This window comes from Sphingomonas sp. CCH9-E2, from assembly GCF_001557215.1.
In the GTDB taxonomy this organism is placed as follows: Bacteria; Pseudomonadota; Alphaproteobacteria; order Sphingomonadales; family Sphingomonadaceae; genus Sphingomonas.
The window spans coordinates 26,940-46,773 of the sequence record NZ_LSJM01000309.1 but is presented as its reverse complement, the minus strand read 5'-3'; the positions used below and the strand labels follow the sequence as shown (position 1 = coordinate 46,773).

Genomic DNA, 19,834 nt, shown 5'->3' with positions numbered 1-19,834 from the left:
GTGTGCGCCGCTCAGCCGGCCCGAGGAAGCAGCCACAAATTACACGATGACTCATAACCACCATGTGACGGCTGCAGCGAGGTAGATGGCGCTGAGGAAGTTGGTGGCGAGTTTGTCGTAACGGGTTGCGATGCGGCGATAATCCTTGAGGCGGCAGAACATGCGCTCGACGGCGTTGCGGCCCTTGTAGAGCGTCTTGGAGAAGCAGCTTTTCCAGCGGCGGTTCGTCTTGGAGGGGATGTTCGGAACTGCACCCTGCCGCTCGATCAGGTCGCGGATCGCATTGCTGTCATAAGCCTTGTCCGCGAGCACGATGGTGCGCGGCGCGAGATCATCGAGCAACACATCGGCTGCGCGGCAATCGGCGACCTGGCCCCCGGTCAGCAGGAAGCGGAGCGGTCGACCTTCGCCGTCGGTGAGCGCGTGGAGCTTGCTGTTGCGGCCGCCCCGGCTGATCCCGATCGCCTGGACGAGCGCCCCCCTTTTCCACCGCCTGCGGATCGGTGCGCCTTCATATGCGTGCTGTCGATCAGGACCTCGGCGGGCGGCCCGCCTGCTGCCGCGAGCGTGACGAACAGCTCCTGCCACACACCCTTTGCCGCCCAGCGCACGAACCGGTTGTAGAGCGTCTTCCTCGGCCCGTAGCAGGCCGGCGCGTCGACCCAGCGCCCGCCCGACTTCACCACATGGATGATGCCGCTGATCACCCGGCGATCATCGACCCGCGCCACACCGCGCACCTTGTCCGGCAGCAGCGGACGCAGCCGTTCGAACTGGGCTTCACTCAACCAAAACTCGCTCAAATCCACGCTCCTGCTGGCGCAGCGCATGAATCACATCCCAGCCGCCAAGGGAATCCCGTTTATGGGTCCTGACCCTAAGATACGACGGTATCGCGTTGAGCTAATCTGTTGCGGATATCCCGCGCGGCAGATTGCGGGGTAGTCAGTACTGGGCAACCAGTCATATCCTCAATGACACGAGCCGATCGCGCCAAGCTGATGGGAACCTAACCCGTGTGACCATGGCCCAGGGATCGATTCGACGCATCCGCTACTGCCCAGCTACGCACAGGAGGCATGATGCTTGAAGCGTCGTCGCTGGATGCAGAGGCCTTCGCCCGCGCGGTCGAGTCGCTCTCCCCGCAGCAGTGCCAGTTGCTGCGATTGGCCGCCGAGGGCTATTCGACCAAGGAGATGCTTCGGATGGGTGTGACCCTGAAAGAGGGCACGATCGACAACTACGTGTCCGCGGCCACCAAATCACTCGGAGCGCGTGACCGGCGGCACGCCGGGAAATTGCTGCTGGCCCACGAGGCGGGACAATCTCAACAATCTCATTTGAGATCGCCGAGGCTTCTCGACGCCCAAGATTCCGGCATTTTTCAACCGTCCGAACCGCATGGCGAATTGGCGCGAAAGGTAAGGGACGAGCGGGTTTCTTTCGACATGGGGGACGCCACGTTCGTACCGGTCTCGTCGGGTCACGCGTCAGCCTGGATCGAATTGGTCAAGCACTCAATGCTGCTCAAGGTCGGCTGCTCCGTCGCGCTCGCGATTGGGCTGGTGATCATTGTTGCCGGCGTAGGGGCGATCGCTTCGAACCTTCAGGCAATGCGGGAGCGGGCAGTTGGCAACATGGCTCCCCCACAGGAGCCGTAATAAGGGGGTTTACGATGCCCACGGCTCAGCAAATGCGCGCCGCTCGCGAAGTCCATGACCTGTTCGTCGCGTCCGAGAGACTCGTCGACCAGGCCTCGCTACAGATCGCAGTCTGCCAATCGAAAATGCAGATTGCCGCCGGCGAACTCGAGGTGCCTCTCGCCACGGGCCTGCGCGCCCTTCAGAAGGTGTCCGAAGCCAATGCTCTGATGGTTCGGGCTCGGCAGCTCATGATCGAGGCGCATCCGTTGATGAAGAAAATCCCCGGGGAACTCGGCCTCGACGACGGATATGGCCATATGGAGCAAACCCCGAAGTTCGCGACGAAATTCGAGGCGCCCCTCGACCAGCCCGAACCGTTGAGGGCCGTCGCCTGAATCGCCTATGCGGGGGCGTCAAGGAGGCGCCCCGGCATGTCAGGAACCCACATTTTCCTCATCATACTGGGGGTCACATGCGGCTATGCATTGTGGCGAGGTGGTGGGCCCGAGCGCGTTACATCGGCGATGCTGCTCGCAGCGGCATTGGCGACGGGCTATCTCTACGCCGCTTCTTCGATCTCGTTCCAGCGCCTCGAATTGGGCGTCCTGATCGTCGATCACCTTTTACTGGCTGGCTTGCTCCTCGTAATGTGGCGCGCCGATCGGGTTTGGCCGATCGCGATGTTCAGCATGCATCTTGTGAACGTCGCGGGCCACTGGATACGCCTGGAGAATCCTGGGATGCTGGGTGCCGTCTACGCGATCATCCTCCAGAGCTGGGCCTACCCGATGCAACTGCTTCTGGCCGTCGCGACGGTCCTGCACCGGCACCGGATCAGGAAACGCGGTGCCGACAACTCCTGGCTGCCCTCCTTGCACCCGTGGCGTCGGGTTCGACCGACATCGCCGACAAGCTGATTCGCCGGTTCGGATCATTGCCAGCTGTATTCGACGCGGCACGGCATTCCGCACATCTGCGCGTACCGATCGAAGTGGCGCGATGGCTCGCACTTCTTGGAGATGCCTTGCAGCATTCACTACTGTGGCGCGTTCCCGAGCAGATCCCGGTCGGCGATAGCAGCGAACTCACCGACTATCTGACCTTCACCCAGGGACATGCCCGCACGGAGCGCGTGCGTGTGCTCTACCTCGACATCAAGAGCCGTCTCCTGAGCGACGAGATCCTTGCGGAAGGCGATGTCGATTCGGCACCGTTCAGCGTCCGCGATATCCTTGATCGCGCGTTTGCCCTGAATGCGGGCGCGATGGTTCTTGTGCATAATCATCCAAGTGGGGACGCCAAGCCCAGTCGGGCGGATATCGACTTGACGCGGCGCCTGGCTCTCGTCGGCCGCGAATGTGGCATCTCGCTCCTCGATCACATTCTGCTCGGAAGGGGAGCATCGACGTCGTTCCGTTCGATGGGACTCATGTGAGCGCCCTCGCCCGCCCGAACTGTTGGCCCAACGGGCACGCTTTCTTGCGGTGCGTTCAAGACCCCGTTCCGGAGAGCGTTCATCGCCGGGTTGTCCAAGCACCCGAGTGTGCGCGATCGGGAAACCGACGCGATCGCGTCACCTGCATAGGCGGCTTGCGATCTGCCGGGTGCACCTCGCTTCACACGCCCGACATTGCTCCAGCAGCCAATGGCGAACAGGCACTGCGGTGCACGGGCGAGCTGCATGGCTGATCGCTCGGTCCGTGGTTCGATCAGCCCTTTGCTGCATGTCTGCAATCTGCTTGCATATTTGCATGAAGTGGAAACCGGACTGGCGGGCCACAGCCGATGTGATCGAGGGCTGCCTGCTGGCGGTGCTTGTGGGCGGATCTGCCCTGGCCGGCTTTTTCCACGCGGCCCGCTGGCTGTTTGGCTAACCACACACTGTAGCACACTGCCTTCTGGCAACACGGGAGAGCGCAGAAGCGCGCTCAGCTTGCCGCGATGGCGCTGGTCGACGGATCGATCTGCTTTTCCGACATTTTGATCCGCCAACCGCAAATGAGGTTTCACACCTCGGTGCCATAGCCACGGCACGCCGGTATGTTCGCCACCCCGCAACGCTCAAGGCAAGGCAGCAAAGCAGCTATCGACGCGAAAGCCTGCCTTGGCGCTCCACGCATGCCTCCCCACCATTTCTGGTAGTTGCGGGGAACCGCATCGCCTCCCAGAGTGACAGGTGCGCGCCGCCACACCGGGGCAAGACGGACAGGGATGCGCCATGATCGAGGTCCACCTGCTGCGCTATGCGCTGGCGGCCGCGGAAACTGGCAGCTTCAGTCAGGCCGCCGACTTGTTCCGCGTCAAGCAGTCGACGCTGAGCAAACGGATCAGCTATCTCGAACAGCGCCTCGGCCTGTCGATCTTTACGCGATCGACCCGGGGCGTTGCCCCGACCAGGAGCGGTCTCCATTTTCTCGCGCAGGCCCGATCGATCGTGGACGATCTCGAACGCCTGTCGTGCGAGGCGCATGCGCTGGCCGCGGGACATCACGGAACGTTGCGGATCGGCTTTCACGCCTCGCTTGCCGGGGGCGATCTGCGCGCCATTCTCGACAGCTATCGTGCCACGTTTCCGGAGGTCAAACTGGAGGCGCTCGAAGGCGGCCGCGAGATGCTCCTCGGCGCGCTCGATCACGATCGGATCGACATCGCGATCGTTGCGGGGGACAGCGCATCGCCCGCGCTTCGGTCGCTGACCTTGTGGAGCGAACCGCTGATGGTCGGACTGCCGAGCGGGCACCGGCTGGCGCAGATTGAAAGGCTATACTGGACCGATCTGCGGGGCATCGCCTTTCTGGTGACACAGGCCGATCCAGGAAGCCTGATCGCGGCGATGATCGCTGCGCGGATGACCGGTCCGGGCACGAGGCCCACGATCACCGTCCAGGCGGTCAGCCGCGACAATCTGCCAGGTTTCGTCGACGACGCGCATGTGTCCGTGACCGCTGGCGCGCTCCCATCATGTGCCGCGACCCGACTTCGGGAGGTGCATGATGCCTTTGGCGCGACCCGCATCGACCAGACGATACTCTGGCATGATACGAACCCGAACCCCGCGCTCGCCCGGTTCCTCTCGCTGATCGAGCAGCGCTACGGCTGCATCGAAAGCGTCGCTCCGGAGGTCCATGGAAGGGCCGCCACGCGAGGGGAAACGTGACGGCCCTCCCCCGTAACGGGTGGCCCAGGGGGCGGGAGCCGACCCGCTCCGGAACTAGCGCAACCCGGTCACCAAATTGGTCGCGGCATTGCCTGTCGCGGTCGCGATCACCTGATTGGCGCCGATCATGATCGTCGCATTTCGCACAGCATCCATGGCGACGTCTCCGAAGCCGCCTGCGACCTGAGCGACAATCGGCGCATGATTGGTCTGCCGGGTGACGAGGGAGACCCCGCCCGCCGCGCCGGGAAGCGCGACCTCATTCGCCGCGCCATTGCCGAAGGCGGTTGCCGAGAGACGGTTGCCGCTGAGCGTCACGGACGCCGCATCGGTCCGGTTGAGCGGGACCTGGACGCCGGAGACCGAAACCAGCGCAGCGACGGATCCATGATTGGTCTGATCGCTGACAAGCGCCTTTGACGTCGCGTGCGCCGGAACTGCGGGGACCCCAGCCAGTGCCTCCACCCCGACATGACCTGCTCCGGAAATCGTCAACCGGTTGTCGGCATGATTGCCTTGCGCGCGTGCCGCGCCGCCATTGCCCTCGATCCGCACCGACGCATCGGCCAGCCCGCCGCCAAACTCAGGCTGCTCGATCAGCGTGCGCGCGGTCGCATAGGCGCCGATGGTCGCGACATTCACCTGAGTTGACGCAAGCCCGCCCGACGCGCCGGCATCGAACGCTGCGGCGTTGAGCGCGCGGTTGCCGGCCGCCTGGGCCAACGTTTGATTGTCCCGGATCGCCAGCACGCCGCGCGTAAGGTCCGGGTGGGTCGCATTGCCCGAAGATGAGCCGGCCAGCGTGGTCACCGCCCGGGCGCTGACGGTGCCCGCCGAATGCTGGGTGCTCGCGAGCACATGATCGCCCATTGCCGACGCGCCGGATGCGGCGCTTGCGACCGATGCGGGCGCGGAGTGACCGGAGAAGCGTCCGCTAACATCAAGCCGGTTATCGACCTCGTTCACGCTCGCTATCGCGCGATTGCTGTTTCCTGCGATCTCGACCGAGGAGTCCACAGCCATGCCGGGCGCAACCGCGCGCATCGTCGAATTGGCGAGGACGGTTGCGTCGCCATATTGCGACGCGGCGAGCGCGGTTCGGGTATCGCCAGGATCGGCGGCATCGAGGATCAGTGTATTGGCACCACTGTTCGCGGTGGCGCTCGATTGCTGCATGTTATCGACAATCTGCAGCGTATCGCGCTTGAACTCCCCCTCGCCGGTGACAGCAAAGCGTCCGACCGCGTCGCTCTGGACGAGCGGCCGCAGCGACAAACTCCCCGAGCGCTGCACTGCGGTCAGCGCCAGCGTCGCCGCGGCGCCATCGCCCATCTCCAGCGCGCCTGCTGCTCCGCGCACATCCTCGCGCTCATCGTCGGCCGAGCCGACATCGAGCGCGAGCCGATTGTCGGCCCGATTGCCGGTCGCTGCCGAGACAATGGTGTTGCCAGCAATGCGCAATTGCGCGTCGCGGATCCAGGGACCCGTCGCGATCGTCGCACCGGCTGGTGCCACCACCGAGCCGTTGGTTGCGAGCAGGTCCGCATCGCTGCCCTGGACACTGAGCAGCCCGGCGCTACGCGCGAACCGGGCCGCTTCGATCTCCAGGCGCCCCACCGACGCATTTGCCACCGCATCGGCAGTTTGCAGATTGTCGGACAGCGTGACGTGCGAAGCGTCCAGCCCGTCTTCGAACCGGGCGATCGCAGCGCCTTCGTTGACCCGGGCGACGATGTTCGCATTGCCTGCCCGCTGATCGACATGGATCGCATAGGGCGCGCTGGTGGTGCGCGTCCCGTCATGTCCGACCATGACTGCTGCGGGCGGCTGGCCGCCTTCGGACGCAGCGGCGATCGTCGCACCGTCGATCCGCAACCCCGCCTCGGCGACATTGCCGGAAGCGCGGGAGACAATTTCATTTTGCGATACCGACATCGACGTGCGTTCGGCAAGACCAGAGACCTGGGCGTAGTCCGATCCGGTCACGGTCGCAGAGCCCAGGCCGTCAAACTGCTGATCGACCAGAACAGCGGCCGACTCGCCAGAGGATGGCCCCGCGAGCGCGTCGATCGCGATCTCGGCGCGCAGGTCGTTCCCCGCGCTCAGCGCTGCACGGCGATTGGCCGCGATCGCGACGCTACTTTCATTGAGCGCGCCGAACCGGAGCAGGATCCCCGTCGGGGCTCCCGGCTGGCCCGCCATCGCGAGCGACAGGCCGGACGCTCGCTGGCGCGACAGGATCGCGTCGCCCGCACGCAGGCTGATCCCGAGACCATCGGCCCGCACACCCGGAGCGGCGACCGACACTGCTGCATCTCCCAGCCTCGACGCGGCGAGACGGAGCGTAGCGCTGTTGATGATCGCCGATGCCTGCCCGACATTGGCGGTGACCTCAACATCACTCTGCGCCACACGATCAGCGCTCAAGAGCACCGGACCCGACAGCGTGCCGCGCACGCCGCTTGCGCCGTCCTGATCCTGCACATTGGCGATCAATCCGCCCGAACCGGCCATGACGACCGCGGCGAGATGATCATTGCCGCGCCCGTCGGCGCGCTGAACAGTGTCCGAAATGGCAAGCGCGCTGTGATCAACAGACCCGATGGTGGCGGTCGGTGCCGATTGCGCAGCCTGCGCGAAGACGAGGGCGCCCCGCATCGCCTGCGCGGCCACCGAACCGATCGCCCCCTCGGCGTGCAACGCCTCGCCGCTTGTCGCCGCGCCGGCACTGCGCGCCATGCGGTCGCCACGTTCGTCTTCGACGCGCGTTTCGAGCGCGTTGGCACTCGCGCTGGCGTGCGCCACATTGGCCGCGAAGCGCATTTGCGCATTGCGCAGCGTCTGGATCGTAAGAGACGGCACGGGCTGGGCGACGCTGGTGATGTGCGAATTCGCCTGCGCCTGGCTGGTGGCGATGACGCGCTCGCCATCGGCTTCGATGTCGAGCGCCTGGGCCAATGCGGCGCAGGGCAGCAAGCTGACGCCGACCAGAAGCCCGCAGGCGCGGGCGCGGAGCTGATGCCGGACACGGTGCAGATAATATGACTGGGGCATTGAATTGTCCTGTGATGTGAGGAAACAGTCAGGCGGAGCGGTGGACGCGATCACCTCCTTTCGGTTGGGAGGATGGCTCAGGCACCGACGCGAAGGCGCGCGATGCGCTGATCGCCGGGACCCTCGCGATGGATTTGCGTGTCGGTTGGGCCCGGTCGCCAGATCAGCCGGATGCTCTCTGCGACGATCCCGCTTGCTTGCAGAAGCGATACGACCGCTGCGATCCGAAGATCGGCGAGCGCATGGCGTCGCGCCGGGTCGGCAGGCTCGGTGTCCCCGGCGGTCAGGAGGAGCTCGACCGCCCCCAATTTCCGGGCCGCCGCGATCCGGGCACCGAGCTCACCGGACGTGGATGCGAACCTCGCCGATTCTGCCTCGAACCGGATCGTGATCTGCTGAGCTGATGGGGCAACGCGCGCGCTGACGGTCGGGCCTGCCACAGTTGCGGCAACCGATCTTGCGGGCACGCGCGCCTGTGCGGCGGGCGACGGTGCGCGCCAGGACTGGGCGGACAGGCAGGGCGCGGGATCGCGCCCGGTCACGGCCCCTACCAGCCGGAGCGTTGCCTCTTCGAGCGCGGTCCGGATGCCGAGCTGGAGCGGCTCCTGCGCCTTGGCGCCAAGGTTGATGTCGAACAGCTCGGATCCGAAGAAGCGGAAGCTGTTGAAACCGACCTCATAGCCCGAAAACTGTTTGGTGAGGCTCAGGGCATGGACGACGAGCAGCGAGCGGGTATCGACGATCCGCAGGTCAATCCCGACCGACTGGGTGTAGGTGCGTGCCTTGGGACCGATCTGGCCGACGCGGAGTTCGCCGCCACCGGACCGGATATTATAGTTGAGCTCGGTGATCCCACCGACGATGTAATAATCCGAGGCCGCAATCGTGCCGCCATAATAAGGCAGCCAGGCGACCTTGGTGCCTGTCTCGCCTCCCAGGACATGAACCTGCCCGTCACCGAGCTGGCGGCGATCGACATAGCCAAGTTCGCGCTCGGCGATGCTCGGATCGAACCGCTCGGCCATGACGATCGCGCCGCCGAGCTTGCCAAGCCCGGAGGCCACCATGAGCGCCCCGCCCTGGGTGATCGCCGTGCCCTCGTTGACCGAGTATTTGCCGGTATAGTCGCGCACCTCGCCGACCGCGATGACTGGCTTGCGCACCCCGAGCGTTGCAAGGGATGTTGCAAAGCAGGCGAAGGCTGGATCCATCGGTGTCCGGTTGTCGCGAACCGGCGCCCCCATGAGCGATGGCACCTCGCCCGGCGCGAGCCTGACGCCCTGGACGCGGACGCAGCCCGCGAGGCTCAAGCCGATCGCGAGCAGTGCGCAGCCCCGCAGAACCAGCGAGCGACCAAGAACGCGGCGCATCAGTTGAGCGCCCCGAAGCCGCATGCGGTGCTGCCTTCGACCCGGGCGCTTTGGATGCCGGCGTTGCGCTGCTCGGAGTTGAGTGCCTGAAACGCCGATCCGCTCACCGACGCGGCGGTGTTACCCGCGGCCGCGGCGCCAACCGCTCCGCCATTATGCTGCTCGACGCCAACGGCGGCATCCCCGCCGACATCGCTGGCCGAATCGTTGCCGGTCGCATGCGCGCTTGTGCCGGTGACTGTCGGAGAGTTCGCAACGGCGCTCTGCGCCCCGCTATTGCCGGTCGCACTTGCACCAACCGAGCAATTATACTGGCGATCGATGGTCGTGTTGTAGACCGGCGCAGCATAAACGCCCGCCCGGCGCTTCATCATCAGGTCGAGCGCTGCCGTGCGTGCCGCAAGGTCCTGGGGCGTTGCAAACTGCCAGTTGCGGTTCTCGCTCACGTCCTGCGCGCGCGCCGTTGGCGCAGCTATGCCGATGATCAGCGCGGGGACGATCACGCCGAGGCGAAGCGTCCATCGGCTCGTGAAACCTGTACAATCTTCCATTTGCCAGCTCCCGTCGCCGTGGCGGGTGCCCGGCGATGGGAGAAGCAAGAGAAGCGGAATTTCTGGTGCCGCAACAGCTTTCTGCGCTCAGCAAAGCCTGGCGAAATATTGGCGCCGATCGGCGAGCTTCGAATCTCGTCTTGCCGGGGTCTTGCGCGCGAGCAGGTCGTTGTTCCGAATCGCTCCCACTGCAGCCAAAGCCCCGGCTCGTCGACCAAATGGACTCGCAGTCTCGTCCCGGTTCGACTAGTTAACGGGCGGGGAACATGCTGACCGCGTCATCAACATCTTCCGGTGCAAAGCCGCTGCTCTCACCCAAGCAGATCGCTGTTCTGCGCCTTGTTCAGTGCAATCTCACGTCCAAGGAGATTGGCCTTCGCAGGGGAGTATCCAGTTACGCTGTTGATGCGCTCATTGAGCGGGCAATGCAGCAGCTGGGCGTGTCGAGCCGGATGGAAGCGGCGCGCTGGGTCATGCAGAACGTCCCCGGGCCATACGAACGGTTCGTATATGAAGCGCAACCCGTTGCGGGCTGGAGCCTGCCCGCTGCATCCATCGAGCCGTCGGATCAATCGAGCGAACCTGAGGAAGCGGGAGTAGCGGAGGCAATTGCCGCTTACACCCCGCCAGATTGGGCAAGCAAGGAAGGACCCCGGCAGAGAGACTGGAGGGATCCAGGAACGATAGGCCCGAGGATGCGTCTGGCGCTGATTCCAGCGGCAGCCTTTCTCACGCTGGCGATAACCTTCACCCTCCTCGCGGCGGGCATGGCAGCCAGTGACTGGGCAAATCGGAACCTTGCCCCCCACCAACAGGCCAACAGATAGCTGCGGTGCCCTCGCGCACTGCGGGGGAGTGCTGCATGTCCGAATTTATCCATGAGATCGCTGCGGAAGTTTCGCCTCTCCTTCGAAAGGCAGAAGAGGCGAACGAGACCGCCATCGCTGCCATCGCCGATCTGATCGCCGGAACGGTCAGCAGGCGTCGCGAGGCAGGAGTGTGCCCATCCGAAGCGCAACCCACCATCCTGCTGCTGCGCAAGGCACTGTCCCAGGCGGTGGACTCGAACGGCAACGTCCTCCGCGCGCATGGTCGGCTTCACCAGCAATACAAAACGCTCGCCAGCGACGATCTCCATCCGTTCACGCAGGAAGGCACCAGGAAGGCATCGCGGGACGCTTCCGAGCACCGGCGTCCTCGCCGCCATCTGACGATCGCAAGCGCGCAGGGTTGACTGGATTGGCGGAGCCGGTCGAACTGGGGTCATGCGACCTTCGATCCTTGCCGGCTTCGCCACCTTCGTTCTGGCCGCCGCGTTCTACACTGCGAGCAACCTCGAACAGCTGGACAGGCTTGGCCTCGCGCCGTTCATGCTCGGCGTTTCGCGAAGCTCGTTCTTCCTGGCGCTGGCGGTCGGTGGTTGCCTGTATGCGATCCGGTGCGGTGGCGGGCCAGAGAGGATCATCGGCGCGACGATTCTGGCAACAATTGTCGCCGATCCGATCCTTCACCTGGCTCTGAGCGTCCGGTTTGTGAGCGTCGATCCGACGCACCTCATCATCGATGTCGCAAGGTTTGGAGCGTTCACGCTCGTCGCCCTTCGCGCAAACAGGTTTTGGCCGATATGGTTGGCAGGACTTCAGATGCTCGCGCTTGGCGCGCACCTGACCCGGGAAATGGAGCTTTCCATTCATCCCGTGGTCTATGCCGTGATGAAGGCGATGTGGAGCTATGGGATGGTGGCTCTGCTCGTGTTTGCCACCCGACACCATCAACGGCTGATCGCAGGCGGCGCGACGCGGAAGTCCTGGAACAGCTTCTCTCCGCCTGCGCCGAACGGGGCACCGCCAGCCAGACGCTGATTGAGAAGTTCGGCTCGTTATCTGGTGTCCTGACCGCGACGCCACCCGCAATCGCCGAGGCCGCATCGCCTTCCGTCGCGGGCGTCATCGCGGCCCATCAGCGCCTGTTGGAGCACAGTCTGCGCAACCGCCTGCTGGATGCGCCGATAACTGCGAGCGGCGACGATCTGCGGCGCTATCTCATCGCGACGATGGGCGACAGGAGAACCGAGAGGTTACGCGCGCTCTATCTCGACAGTGGGAATCGGCTCATCACTGACGAGGTCGTCGCCGATGGCACCCCGTCCGGAATCTGGGCCGAACCACGCTTGATCCTGAAGCGCGCGCTCGAACTCAATGCCGCCGCGCTCCTCGTGGTCCATAACCACCCTGGCGGGCAAATGTCGGCGAGCGACCGGGACCGGCGGTTCACCCGTGCCCTCGCCGACGCGTCCGCCCCATTGGGCATTTGTCTTCAAGATCATCTGATCGTTGCAGACGACCGGTGCCTGAGCCTGCGTGCTGAGGGGCTGATCCAATGACGACCCACAGTCACTCGAATGGCGCACTCGGCAACGCGCAACAGTCCGAGGTTTGGCGGCGGCTGCGCTCGCTGGTCGAAGCGATCCGGGAAGAGGCACTGGCCCATACCGGCGTCGTCAGCCTGGCCGAGCCGGCAGAAAGAGCGATCACCGAGGCGGCGAAGGCGCTCTATTCCGCCCGCCGTCGCCGGAGTCAGTATTTCCAGCAGTTGTCCGGCATGTTTGAGGAACCAGCCTGGGACATCCTGCTGGATCTGTTCATTTCCGAGCGCGAAGGCCGCGAAGTCTCGGTATCGTGCGCATGCATCGCAGCAAATGTGCCGTCTACAACGGGTCTGCGATGGCTTGGCGTGCTGGAGGAGCAGGGGGCAATCCTGCGAGAACCCCACCCGTCGGATCGGAGGCGGATCAATCTGCGCCTTTCGGACGAAACGCGGGCTGCCATGTATGTCTACATCACGGAGGTTGTGACCGGCCGGGCCGGGTGACCGGCCGCTTTCGTCTCAAGCGCCAAGGCAAGCGCGTGATCGATATGGCACGCAACGAGCGACATTCCCGCTTCGTCGGCGCAGCGCAAGGCAGCGCGCAGATGTTGCACGACGCAGTCAGCGGACTCTGTTTGGTCCTCGATCAATTTTTGCTCCTGTCGCCCCCTTGGCTTACGAGCGCGCATCGACAAGGCTTCCGTCCCATGATGCGTGCGGTCGAAGAGTGATCTTCATGATGATTCTCGATCAATCAAGCCAAAGTAAAACCACTCAGCGCCCAGCTATGTAAAACGCGCCTGGCGCGTGCTTCGGCTCACACCATGGCTGGGGGCGTTCAGATGACCAGCCCGCGACGGTGCTTCTCGATCACGGAGACCAATCTGGAAGGCATCGGCAGGTGCGCGATCTCGCTCGTCCAGATGGCATCGAACCGCTCGATTGTCTCGCGCGCGGCCTTGAGCACCGGTGTTGCTGCAATCCGTGCCTTGTCGGCAAGACGGACCAGCGTCTCCTCGTTGAAGTCGCTCCAGTCTTTTGACCGTCGGAACTTGAGGGCAGCCTGCTCGCCCGGGAGATACGCAATGGTCGAGAGGAGATCATAGGCTGGCGACAGGATCGGGCGCCTGCCATCAGGGTAGATGAGCGACCAGTTTTTGAGATGCATGTCGCCATTGCCGATCAGCACGCTGAACGTCAGCCGGCGGATGAACTGATCGACGCTCTGCTCGTCGGTGGCGTCCGCGAGAACCTCAAGGATGTTGCGATAGCTGGCCTTGTCATATTTGTCGTCGGGATAGACGCTGAACACCTGCGCGAAATCCTCGATATGAATTCGCCCTTCGGTCGAGCGATCGAAACGGCGGATTGCGAATGCGCTTTCGCCGAGCTGATTGATGCCTTCGGGCAGGCCCTCGATCTGGTGGAGCGGGAGAAGTTCGATCTCCGGGACGTCGATACCGACCAGTCGGGCAAGCGTCATGACCGAATATTCATTCTCCGGGACGCTGGCGAAATTGGTCGAGGGGAGTTTGACGATCCACTCGCCGCCATCGTCGCTGACAGCGATCGTCAGTCCGCCCTTCTTGCCCTGATTCTTGAGTGCGGAGAATTTGAGCTGCACCCCGGCGAGCGAAAAGCGAAAGCGCTCGGGGATAGCCACTGCCACCTCGGATACCTGCACCACATTGGCGGGTGCCACCTCGCTCGGGACCGCCCGTACAGCACCCGGCAGGTCACCACCCAGCGCCGCAAGAAGCTGGAACTCGCGCACCGCCTTCACGCCAACCTGGCGCGCCAGATAATCCTTGAGCGCACCTTCCGGCAGCAGGTTGGAGAAGAACGGCTCGAGCCGGACGCGATGCGCGCGCGGTTCGTTAATCAGCGCTCCATATGTATCGCGATAGCCCAAGCTCAGTGTTGGCCGCTGCGCGTCGGCCACATAATCCTCGGCGAAACTGAAGATCGTCCGATCGCCCTCGAGCGCGACGAGGGTACCGACCTTGCGGTCGGCCAGGTGGATGTCGAGCGCGCGCGTCTCAATCATCATCGTCCCCGTCATCCAGACGATAGGCGGGGACCGACGAGCGCGGTGTGACCGTCGATGGTCCATGGGCATGCGCGTTGCGCAAGGTCCGTAAGTTCCGGTTCGCGCGCTCGAGCAATTGCCCGAGTTTGGTGCCGTCGAGTCCGGCCGTGGCGAACTTCACCCTCGCCTGCTCCGCAGGCGCAATAGCGCGTTCTAACGCCTTCAACCGCTCGGCATCATAAGGATACAGCTTCAATTCCCTGATCGTGGGCAGCAGTTTTTGCACCGCAGTCAGATCTGGATAGTTCGTTTGGATATGCTCGAGCGCTCGCTGCTGCCGCGCGAGCGTCGCCAGCGCCCTGCTTTGCGCGCTGTCGTCAATTTCGCTTTCGACCGCGCGCACGGCCCCCTCGACCGCCGGCAACACCTGGCGCGGGAGCAGTTGGACGTCGAGGTCGAGCGCGCGCGCCAACTCGACCAGACTGGACACGCGGATATCAACGCGTCCCTGCTCGATCTTTGAAATATGCGCCTGCGGCACTCCGGTGCGCTCGGCCAGAGCGCGCTGGCTGAGGCCTTTGCGCGTGCGCGCGTCGAGCAGCTTGTGCCCCACCTCTTCAAGGATCACATGATTGATGATGTTTTGCATATCACTTAATCGAACTCATGTGGTTTGATATGTCACATGCCGTCCATCGTCAAGGAGTTGACATAGCATTGTATATCAATTACTGAGCCCGATGTAGTTTTACATATAGAAATCAAAAAGGTGTCAGATCGGACCGGTTGTCGCTTGTTGACGACAGGATATCGGGTCACCCTCCCCGTCTTACTACGCTGCGTGGGAGAGGATGATGGAAAAGGAACTGCCGATCCCGAAATGCTTCGACGATCCGGCCGACGCCGCCGCACGGCTCAAGGAAATGTTCGTCGATATCGGCCAGGCGCGCGACACGCGGCTCAATCCGCCGCCCGCGAAGCGCGCGGTGTTCCGCAAGCTCCACGGCGTCGCCCATGGCTGGCTCGAGCGGCATGCCGATGTCCCGCAAGACTGGCGTGTCGGCATCTTCGCGCATGAGCGGCTGATGGCATGGATGCGCTTCTCAAGCGATACCGGGCCGACTGACCCCGACCTGGGCAGCATGTGCGGGATCGGAATCAAGCTGTTCGGCGTGCCGGGCGATAACGCCCTGGGTGAGACCGGCGAGACCGCCGATCTCATCATGCAGAATATCGACCGCTTCTTCCTCGACACCGCGAAGACGATGGTCGAGTTCACCTATGCGGGGGTCGTCCAGAAGGATTATGATTCCTATCTCGCCAAGCACCCCGACATCAACGCGGTGCTGAACGCGATGAACGCACCGCGCGGCTCGTGCCTCACCAACACTTACTGGGCGATCCTCCCTTTCCATCTCGGCGAGGAGCTGGTGAAGTACCGCCTGGTGCCCGAAACGGCGGCCGAGGATGTGCCGGACGACGCCAATGACTATCTCCGGACCGACCTCACCAACCGGCTTGCGGAGCGCGACTACCGCTTCACGCTCGAGGTGCAGCGGCGCAACAACCCCGCGACAATGCCCCTCGACGCTGCCAATATCGTGTGGCCGGAAGCGGAAAGCCCGTTCGTTGCGGTTGCGACGCTGGTCATCCCGCGCCAGCGGATCGATGCACCGGGACAGGCCGACTACGGACAGAATCTCTCGTTCAACATCTGGCGCGTGCCGCCGGCCAACCGCCCGAGCGACCAGTCGTCGATCGCCGTCGTGCGCCGCAGCGTCTATGCCGCCGGCGCCGCGATGCGCCAGCGTGCCAATGGCCAGCTCATCAGCGATCCGACCGAACCCAGGGCCGTCGAAGCAGACCCGCTCGAACGCGACGATTGCATTGTCCAGGCGGTGATCCACCCTGCGATCGGCATTGCCAGGGTCGGGAGCAGCGACGAATATTTCTACGGCCCGGAAGTCACCGATCCGCCACCGCTTCCACCGGGCAGCTATCGCGACAAGAACAAGCGGCTCAAGCGCCAGGCCGCACGCTTCCGCATCTATGGCGTCAACGCGCGCGGCGAAATCGTGCGCGAGCTGACCGGCAAGGAGCCCGGCGCCAAGATCGAGTGGACCGTCCAGCTCGCCAATCAAAAGGCCGCCTGGTACGGGTTCCAGCTCGCGCTCGACATTCCCGAAGCCAATTATGCGCCGCCGACCACGCTGCGCAATCCGGGTGTCGCCGACCGCACGTCGCTGGCGATCGAGGCAAAGCCGCAGGTGCTCAAGGGTGCGCGGGCGCGGGCGAAGAAGTTCGAGGGCCGCTTCGTCGATATCCCCGTCTATCTGGGCGAAGCCATGACCGATGCCGAGCAGCGCCTGACCGTGCTTGGCGGCAAGGGTGTATCGGCAAGCATCGATGGCAGCGCCGCGATCACCTTTGCCAACAACGAAGGCTGGTATGACGATGTGTCGGATGGCCCGGTAACAGCAAAGGTTACGCTGAACGGCGAGGAAATCCAGGTAATCCCGGCCTGGGTGGTGGTCGCCCCACCCAATTACGGCCCGCAGCGCAAGTCGGTGCGGACCATGTGGGACCTGATGCGGGATGTCGCGATCAAGGCGGGCAAACTCGCTGCCCCTGCCCGCCCCTCCTTCACCCGCGACATCCTCCCGATCTTCGTGCGGATGCAGGGCCTGCAATGGGTCAATGCCGGCTTTGCCGCCGGGTTCGGCTGGGAGGGTGTGTTCGACCTGACAAGTCCGGCCGCAATCGCGCGGCTCGGCAGCACCAGCCCCGCCTATCGCGAACAGCGCCGGGTCATCTACAACAACTTCCGCAATTTCGAGACCGACGCCAATTCGCCGGTGCCATGGCCCTGGCTCTATGGCGATGCGATGAACATCCCGCCGGTCGCCAGCCCGCGCCAGAATTCGGTGCTGAGCGATTGCCAGATGGCGATGCTGTGGCAATGGTCCGAGGGCAATTTCGACTCGGATTATGATCCTGCGGCAGTCCCGCCGGCCAGCATCGAGGCGGTGCCGCTCGCCGAGCAGGGCGACATGCTCACGCGCGCCGCGCTCGAATTCTGCCTTGCCGACGCCTTCCACCCCGGCTGCGAGATGACATGGCCGGTGCGCAGCGCGACCATGTATATGGCCCCGTTCCGGTTCCGCCATGCGCCACAGGGCTGGATTCCACCCCGGCCGAGCGAGGTGCTGACCCCGGACGATGTCACCATCCCCAATGGCCCGCTTTATGGCCAGCAGGCCGGCGGCATCACGCGCTGGATGGCGGTGCCCTGGCAGACCGATACCAGCAGCTGCCGCTCGGGCTATACGCCCAACTATGATCCCTATGTTCCATCCTTCTGGCCGGCGCGGGTGCCGAACGAGGTGCTGACCAAAGAGAATTACGACATCGTGATGGACAAGAGCCGGCCGCTGTCCGAACGGCGCAAGGCGTTTGCCAATCGCGAGGCATGGATCGAGCCGCTGGGGGCCGACGGCTACACCCACCAGATCAACAATATGATCCATCACTTCGACTTCCTCGGCGTGGTCGAGGTGCGCGAAGGCCCCGGCGACGCTGACTTCCCCGCCTTTATCGAAGTCGAGGATTATGCGCGCCTGATCACGCCTGAAGAGGAACAGCTGAGCGAACCGGCCAAGCGCGCGACGCAGATGCTGCGGATGGCTCCGGCCGCAGCGCCCGGACCCGTGGCCCGTCGCGGCGAGCGCTCGGCGACCGAGGTCGATCTCTCGGGGATCGCGCTGGTAAATCGCTTCCCCAACGGCCTGCCGCCGCAGCGGCGATGATGCCCATCGTAGTCGATGTTGCGATCATCGGCGCAGGCGCAGCGGGCGCGAGCGCGGCCTGTGTCGTTGCGCCTGCCGCGTCGGTGGCACTGATCGACCGGGTCGCCGTGCCGGAGTGGCGGATCGGTGAAAGCCTGCCGGGCGCCGCGCACCGGCTCCTCAAGTCAATCGGCGCCTGGCCGCGCTTCGTTGCGGCCGAACATGGTCAGGCTCTTTTGAAGATCAGTCGCTGGGGTTCGAATAAAGCCGTCGAGCTCGACCCCATGCGCGACCCCGACGGGCCCGGATGGCAACTGGACCGTGCGCGGTTCGAAGCCGACCTTCGCGCCGACGCATCCGATCGCGGGGCGATCTTCGTGCACACGGGCGTGAGCGGCGCCGTGCGGGCGTATAATCGCTGGTATCTGTCGCTCGATAATGGAGAGACGGTGGTCGCCAGACGACTGATCGATGCAAGCGGGCGGCGATCGCGGCTGCTCGCCAAATTCGGCCAGTTCAAGCTGGTCACCGATCAGCTCGCCTGCATCTATGCGCGGCTGCCGACCGACCTGCCCTATGATCCGGTAACCTACACCCACGCAGTCCATAACGGCTGGTGGTACACGGCGATGGTGCCCGGCGGCGGACGGGTGATCGCGTTCCATTGCGATTCGGACAGCAGGATACTGCGCATGATGCTGCGCAACGGGGTGCTGGCGGCAGCACTGCGCGTTCCACGTCTGGCCGAAGTGATCGGACCGGTCGCTCCGTCGCGTGGGGTGATGCAGCAGGTCTGCGCCGCCAACACCATTGCCCGGAGCGCCGCCGGGGACGGCTGGCTTGCTGCGGGTGACGCTGCCATGGCATTCGATCCCCTCTCCTCCCAGGGGCTGTTCAACGCGCTCGCAACAGGTCGCGAGGCGGGCGAGGCCACGCTGGCGCTGCTCGCCGGCAACGAGCGCGCTACGGTGGATTATGCGCAGCGGATGGGCCGCATCTGGCAAGCCTATCTCGGTCACCACAGATTCTATTATGGTATGGAGGGTCGGTGGCCTGAGAGCCCGTTCTGGGGGCGCCGCCATCTGCAGGATCAGGCGGCATAACCGCGACAGGCCGGCAAGTGCCTCCGGCCGGACCTGAATCCGCCCCTCACGGCCACGGGGCAATGGCGTTCGGCGACGTCGCCGCGTCCGGTCGCCATTTCCATGAGGAGCAGGAAAGCGCCTGGGCGGAGTCTGCCGATCCGCCGAGCGAGCCTCAGAACACCGCCGAAGCAGGGCAGGCCTTGAACACCCGCAGACCATTGTCCCAGTCGCGCCGGTAGATCGCCTGGCGTCGCTTGAGCTGCCAGCATGACAGGTCACCCTTCGCCCCCCGAACCATTGCCAGGGTCCGCCCGTAGCGATCGGTGCCGACACGCTGGATGCGGAGCTTGCCGGTCAGCGCGGCCTCCAGGCTGCGCTGGGAGGCCTTCGGATCGCCGGGAGCGCATTTGCGGCCTGCACGGCATTTCCCTTTCTCGGGCGCGTCGATCCCCAGCAGGCGGATCCGCTCACCGTTGCATCTAAGCGTGTCACCATCGACTGCCTGACATGTTCCACCGGCAGCCAGTGCAGCGGAGAGAAGCAGATAAAACACCTAGACCCCGTAACGCTTGTTCCCGCCACGCGTGATGCAATAGCGTCCTCCACGCGGTCCTACGCAAACACGTCCGCCATTGCATGGACAATCGCCGCTCTCGGTCGTCCCCCGCGTGCCGCTCGCGCTCGAACCGCGACGCGCCGAGCGCCGCTTGCCTGACGACCGCTTCCTACCCTTGGCCGCTGCGTCGTCGGGGATACCCACGACCGCCAGTGCAAATATCGATGCCAGCCAAAG

At 64.4% G+C, this 19,834-nt stretch carries 21 protein-coding genes; 14 read left to right on the top strand and 7 right to left on the bottom strand.

The genetic code is table 11. The features are described from left to right. Positions 1-51 precede the first annotated feature (51 nt). Positions 52-830 (bottom strand): IS5 family transposase gene (locus tag AX681_RS21490; RefSeq protein ID WP_374580061.1). Its coding sequence is split into 2 segments (ribosomal slippage): positions 52-473 and positions 473-830, totalling 780 coding nucleotides; the frame shifts between segments, so codons are not numbered across the junction. 252 nt (positions 831-1,082) lie between these two features. Here AX681_RS21490 and AX681_RS14545 point away from each other — a divergent pair. The 6 genes from AX681_RS14545 to AX681_RS14525 all read left to right on the top strand — a co-directional run bounded on the left by AX681_RS14545 (position 1,083) and on the right by AX681_RS14525 (position 4,800). Next, entirely contained in the window at positions 1,083-1,661 is a 579-nt protein-coding gene (locus AX681_RS14545; RefSeq protein ID WP_197424296.1) for a helix-turn-helix domain-containing protein, read from the top strand. Between the two features lie 14 nt (positions 1,662-1,675). Then, on the top strand, positions 1,676-2,038 hold the full coding sequence (locus tag AX681_RS14540; protein WP_066663707.1) for a hypothetical protein: 363 nt from the start codon (positions 1,676-1,678) through the stop codon (positions 2,036-2,038). 36 nt (positions 2,039-2,074) lie between these two features. Further along, the gene (locus AX681_RS22540; protein WP_197422035.1) at positions 2,075-2,560 is read left to right on the top strand and encodes a hypothetical protein; all 486 of its coding nucleotides are present in this window, start codon (positions 2,075-2,077) and stop codon (positions 2,558-2,560) included. After that, on the top strand, positions 2,524-3,078 hold the full coding sequence (locus tag AX681_RS22535) for a JAB domain-containing protein (RefSeq protein WP_066663700.1): 555 nt from the start codon (positions 2,524-2,526) through the stop codon (positions 3,076-3,078). Before AX681_RS22540 ends, AX681_RS22535 begins: the two co-directional genes overlap by 37 nt. A gap of 316 nt (positions 3,079-3,394) precedes the next feature. Further along, positions 3,395-3,517, top strand: a complete 123-nt coding sequence (locus AX681_RS23220) for a hypothetical protein (RefSeq protein WP_269450351.1) — start codon at positions 3,395-3,397, stop codon at positions 3,515-3,517. Positions 3,518-3,861: 344 nt separating this feature from the next. Then, complete coding sequence (locus AX681_RS14525; RefSeq protein ID WP_066663697.1) at positions 3,862-4,800, top strand: LysR family transcriptional regulator; 939 nt, start codon at positions 3,862-3,864, stop codon at positions 4,798-4,800. A 54-nt stretch (positions 4,801-4,854) separates the two neighbouring features. Here AX681_RS14525 and AX681_RS14520 read toward each other — a convergent pair whose 3' ends face one another. From AX681_RS14520 to AX681_RS14510, 3 genes are all read right to left on the bottom strand, one after another. Next, a complete protein-coding gene (locus AX681_RS14520; RefSeq protein ID WP_066663693.1) occupies positions 4,855-7,854 on the bottom strand; it encodes a hypothetical protein in 3,000 nt (999 codons plus the stop codon). Positions 7,855-7,931: 77 nt separating this feature from the next. Beyond that, positions 7,932-9,224: a CsgG/HfaB family protein gene (locus tag AX681_RS14515; protein ID WP_231733827.1), complete on the bottom strand. Its 1,293-nt coding sequence runs from the start codon at positions 9,222-9,224 to the stop codon at positions 7,932-7,934. Further along, entirely contained in the window at positions 9,224-9,775 is a 552-nt protein-coding gene (locus tag AX681_RS14510; protein ID WP_066663687.1) for a hypothetical protein, read from the bottom strand. Before AX681_RS14510 ends, AX681_RS14515 begins: the two co-directional genes overlap by 1 nt. A 266-nt stretch (positions 9,776-10,041) precedes the next feature. Between AX681_RS14510 and AX681_RS14505 the strand changes: the two genes are divergently transcribed. The 6 genes from AX681_RS14505 to AX681_RS14480 all read left to right on the top strand — a co-directional run bounded on the left by AX681_RS14505 (position 10,042) and on the right by AX681_RS14480 (position 12,873). Continuing rightward, positions 10,042-10,602 (top strand): helix-turn-helix domain-containing protein, encoded by a 561-nt coding sequence (locus AX681_RS14505; protein WP_082738098.1) that lies wholly within the window; start codon positions 10,042-10,044, stop codon positions 10,600-10,602. Positions 10,603-10,637: 35 nt separating this feature from the next. Further along, a complete protein-coding gene (locus AX681_RS14500) occupies positions 10,638-11,009 on the top strand; it encodes a hypothetical protein (protein ID WP_066663678.1) in 372 nt (123 codons plus the stop codon). A gap of 31 nt (positions 11,010-11,040) precedes the next feature. Next, entirely contained in the window at positions 11,041-11,637 is a 597-nt protein-coding gene (locus AX681_RS22530) for a hypothetical protein (protein WP_066663676.1), read from the top strand. A 107-nt stretch (positions 11,638-11,744) separates the two neighbouring features. Further along, positions 11,745-12,158, top strand: a complete 414-nt coding sequence (locus AX681_RS22525) for a JAB domain-containing protein (protein ID WP_066663674.1) — start codon at positions 11,745-11,747, stop codon at positions 12,156-12,158. Beyond that, positions 12,155-12,646, top strand: a complete 492-nt coding sequence (locus AX681_RS14485) for a hypothetical protein (protein ID WP_066663671.1) — start codon at positions 12,155-12,157, stop codon at positions 12,644-12,646. The genes AX681_RS22525 and AX681_RS14485 overlap by 4 nt, the downstream gene beginning before the upstream one ends. Continuing rightward, entirely contained in the window at positions 12,643-12,873 is a 231-nt protein-coding gene (locus tag AX681_RS14480; protein ID WP_066663670.1) for a hypothetical protein, read from the top strand. Before AX681_RS14485 ends, AX681_RS14480 begins: the two co-directional genes overlap by 4 nt. 107 nt (positions 12,874-12,980) lie before the next feature. Here the strand turns inward: AX681_RS14480 and AX681_RS14475 are convergent, their stop codons facing one another. Then, complete coding sequence (locus tag AX681_RS14475; RefSeq protein ID WP_066663724.1) at positions 12,981-14,189, bottom strand: type II toxin-antitoxin system HipA family toxin; 1,209 nt, start codon at positions 14,187-14,189, stop codon at positions 12,981-12,983. Beyond that, positions 14,182-14,820, bottom strand: a complete 639-nt coding sequence (locus AX681_RS14470; protein ID WP_066663668.1) for a helix-turn-helix domain-containing protein — start codon at positions 14,818-14,820, stop codon at positions 14,182-14,184. The genes AX681_RS14475 and AX681_RS14470 overlap by 8 nt, the downstream gene beginning before the upstream one ends. 205 nt (positions 14,821-15,025) lie before the next feature. Between AX681_RS14470 and AX681_RS14465 the strand changes: the two genes are divergently transcribed. Next, positions 15,026-17,977: a LodA/GoxA family CTQ-dependent oxidase gene (locus tag AX681_RS14465; RefSeq protein WP_066663723.1), complete on the top strand. Its 2,952-nt coding sequence runs from the start codon at positions 15,026-15,028 to the stop codon at positions 17,975-17,977. Next, positions 17,974-19,059 carry a tryptophan 7-halogenase gene (locus AX681_RS14460; protein ID WP_066663667.1) on the top strand — a complete coding sequence of 362 codons (1,086 nt, stop codon included), beginning with the start codon at positions 17,974-17,976 and terminating at the stop codon, positions 19,057-19,059. The genes AX681_RS14465 and AX681_RS14460 overlap by 4 nt, the downstream gene beginning before the upstream one ends. Positions 19,060-19,213: 154 nt before the next feature. Here the strand turns inward: AX681_RS14460 and AX681_RS14455 are convergent, their stop codons facing one another. Further along, positions 19,214-19,594 (bottom strand): thermonuclease family protein, encoded by a 381-nt coding sequence (locus tag AX681_RS14455; protein ID WP_066663666.1) that lies wholly within the window; start codon positions 19,592-19,594, stop codon positions 19,214-19,216. Between the last annotated feature and the right edge of the window lie 240 nt (positions 19,595-19,834).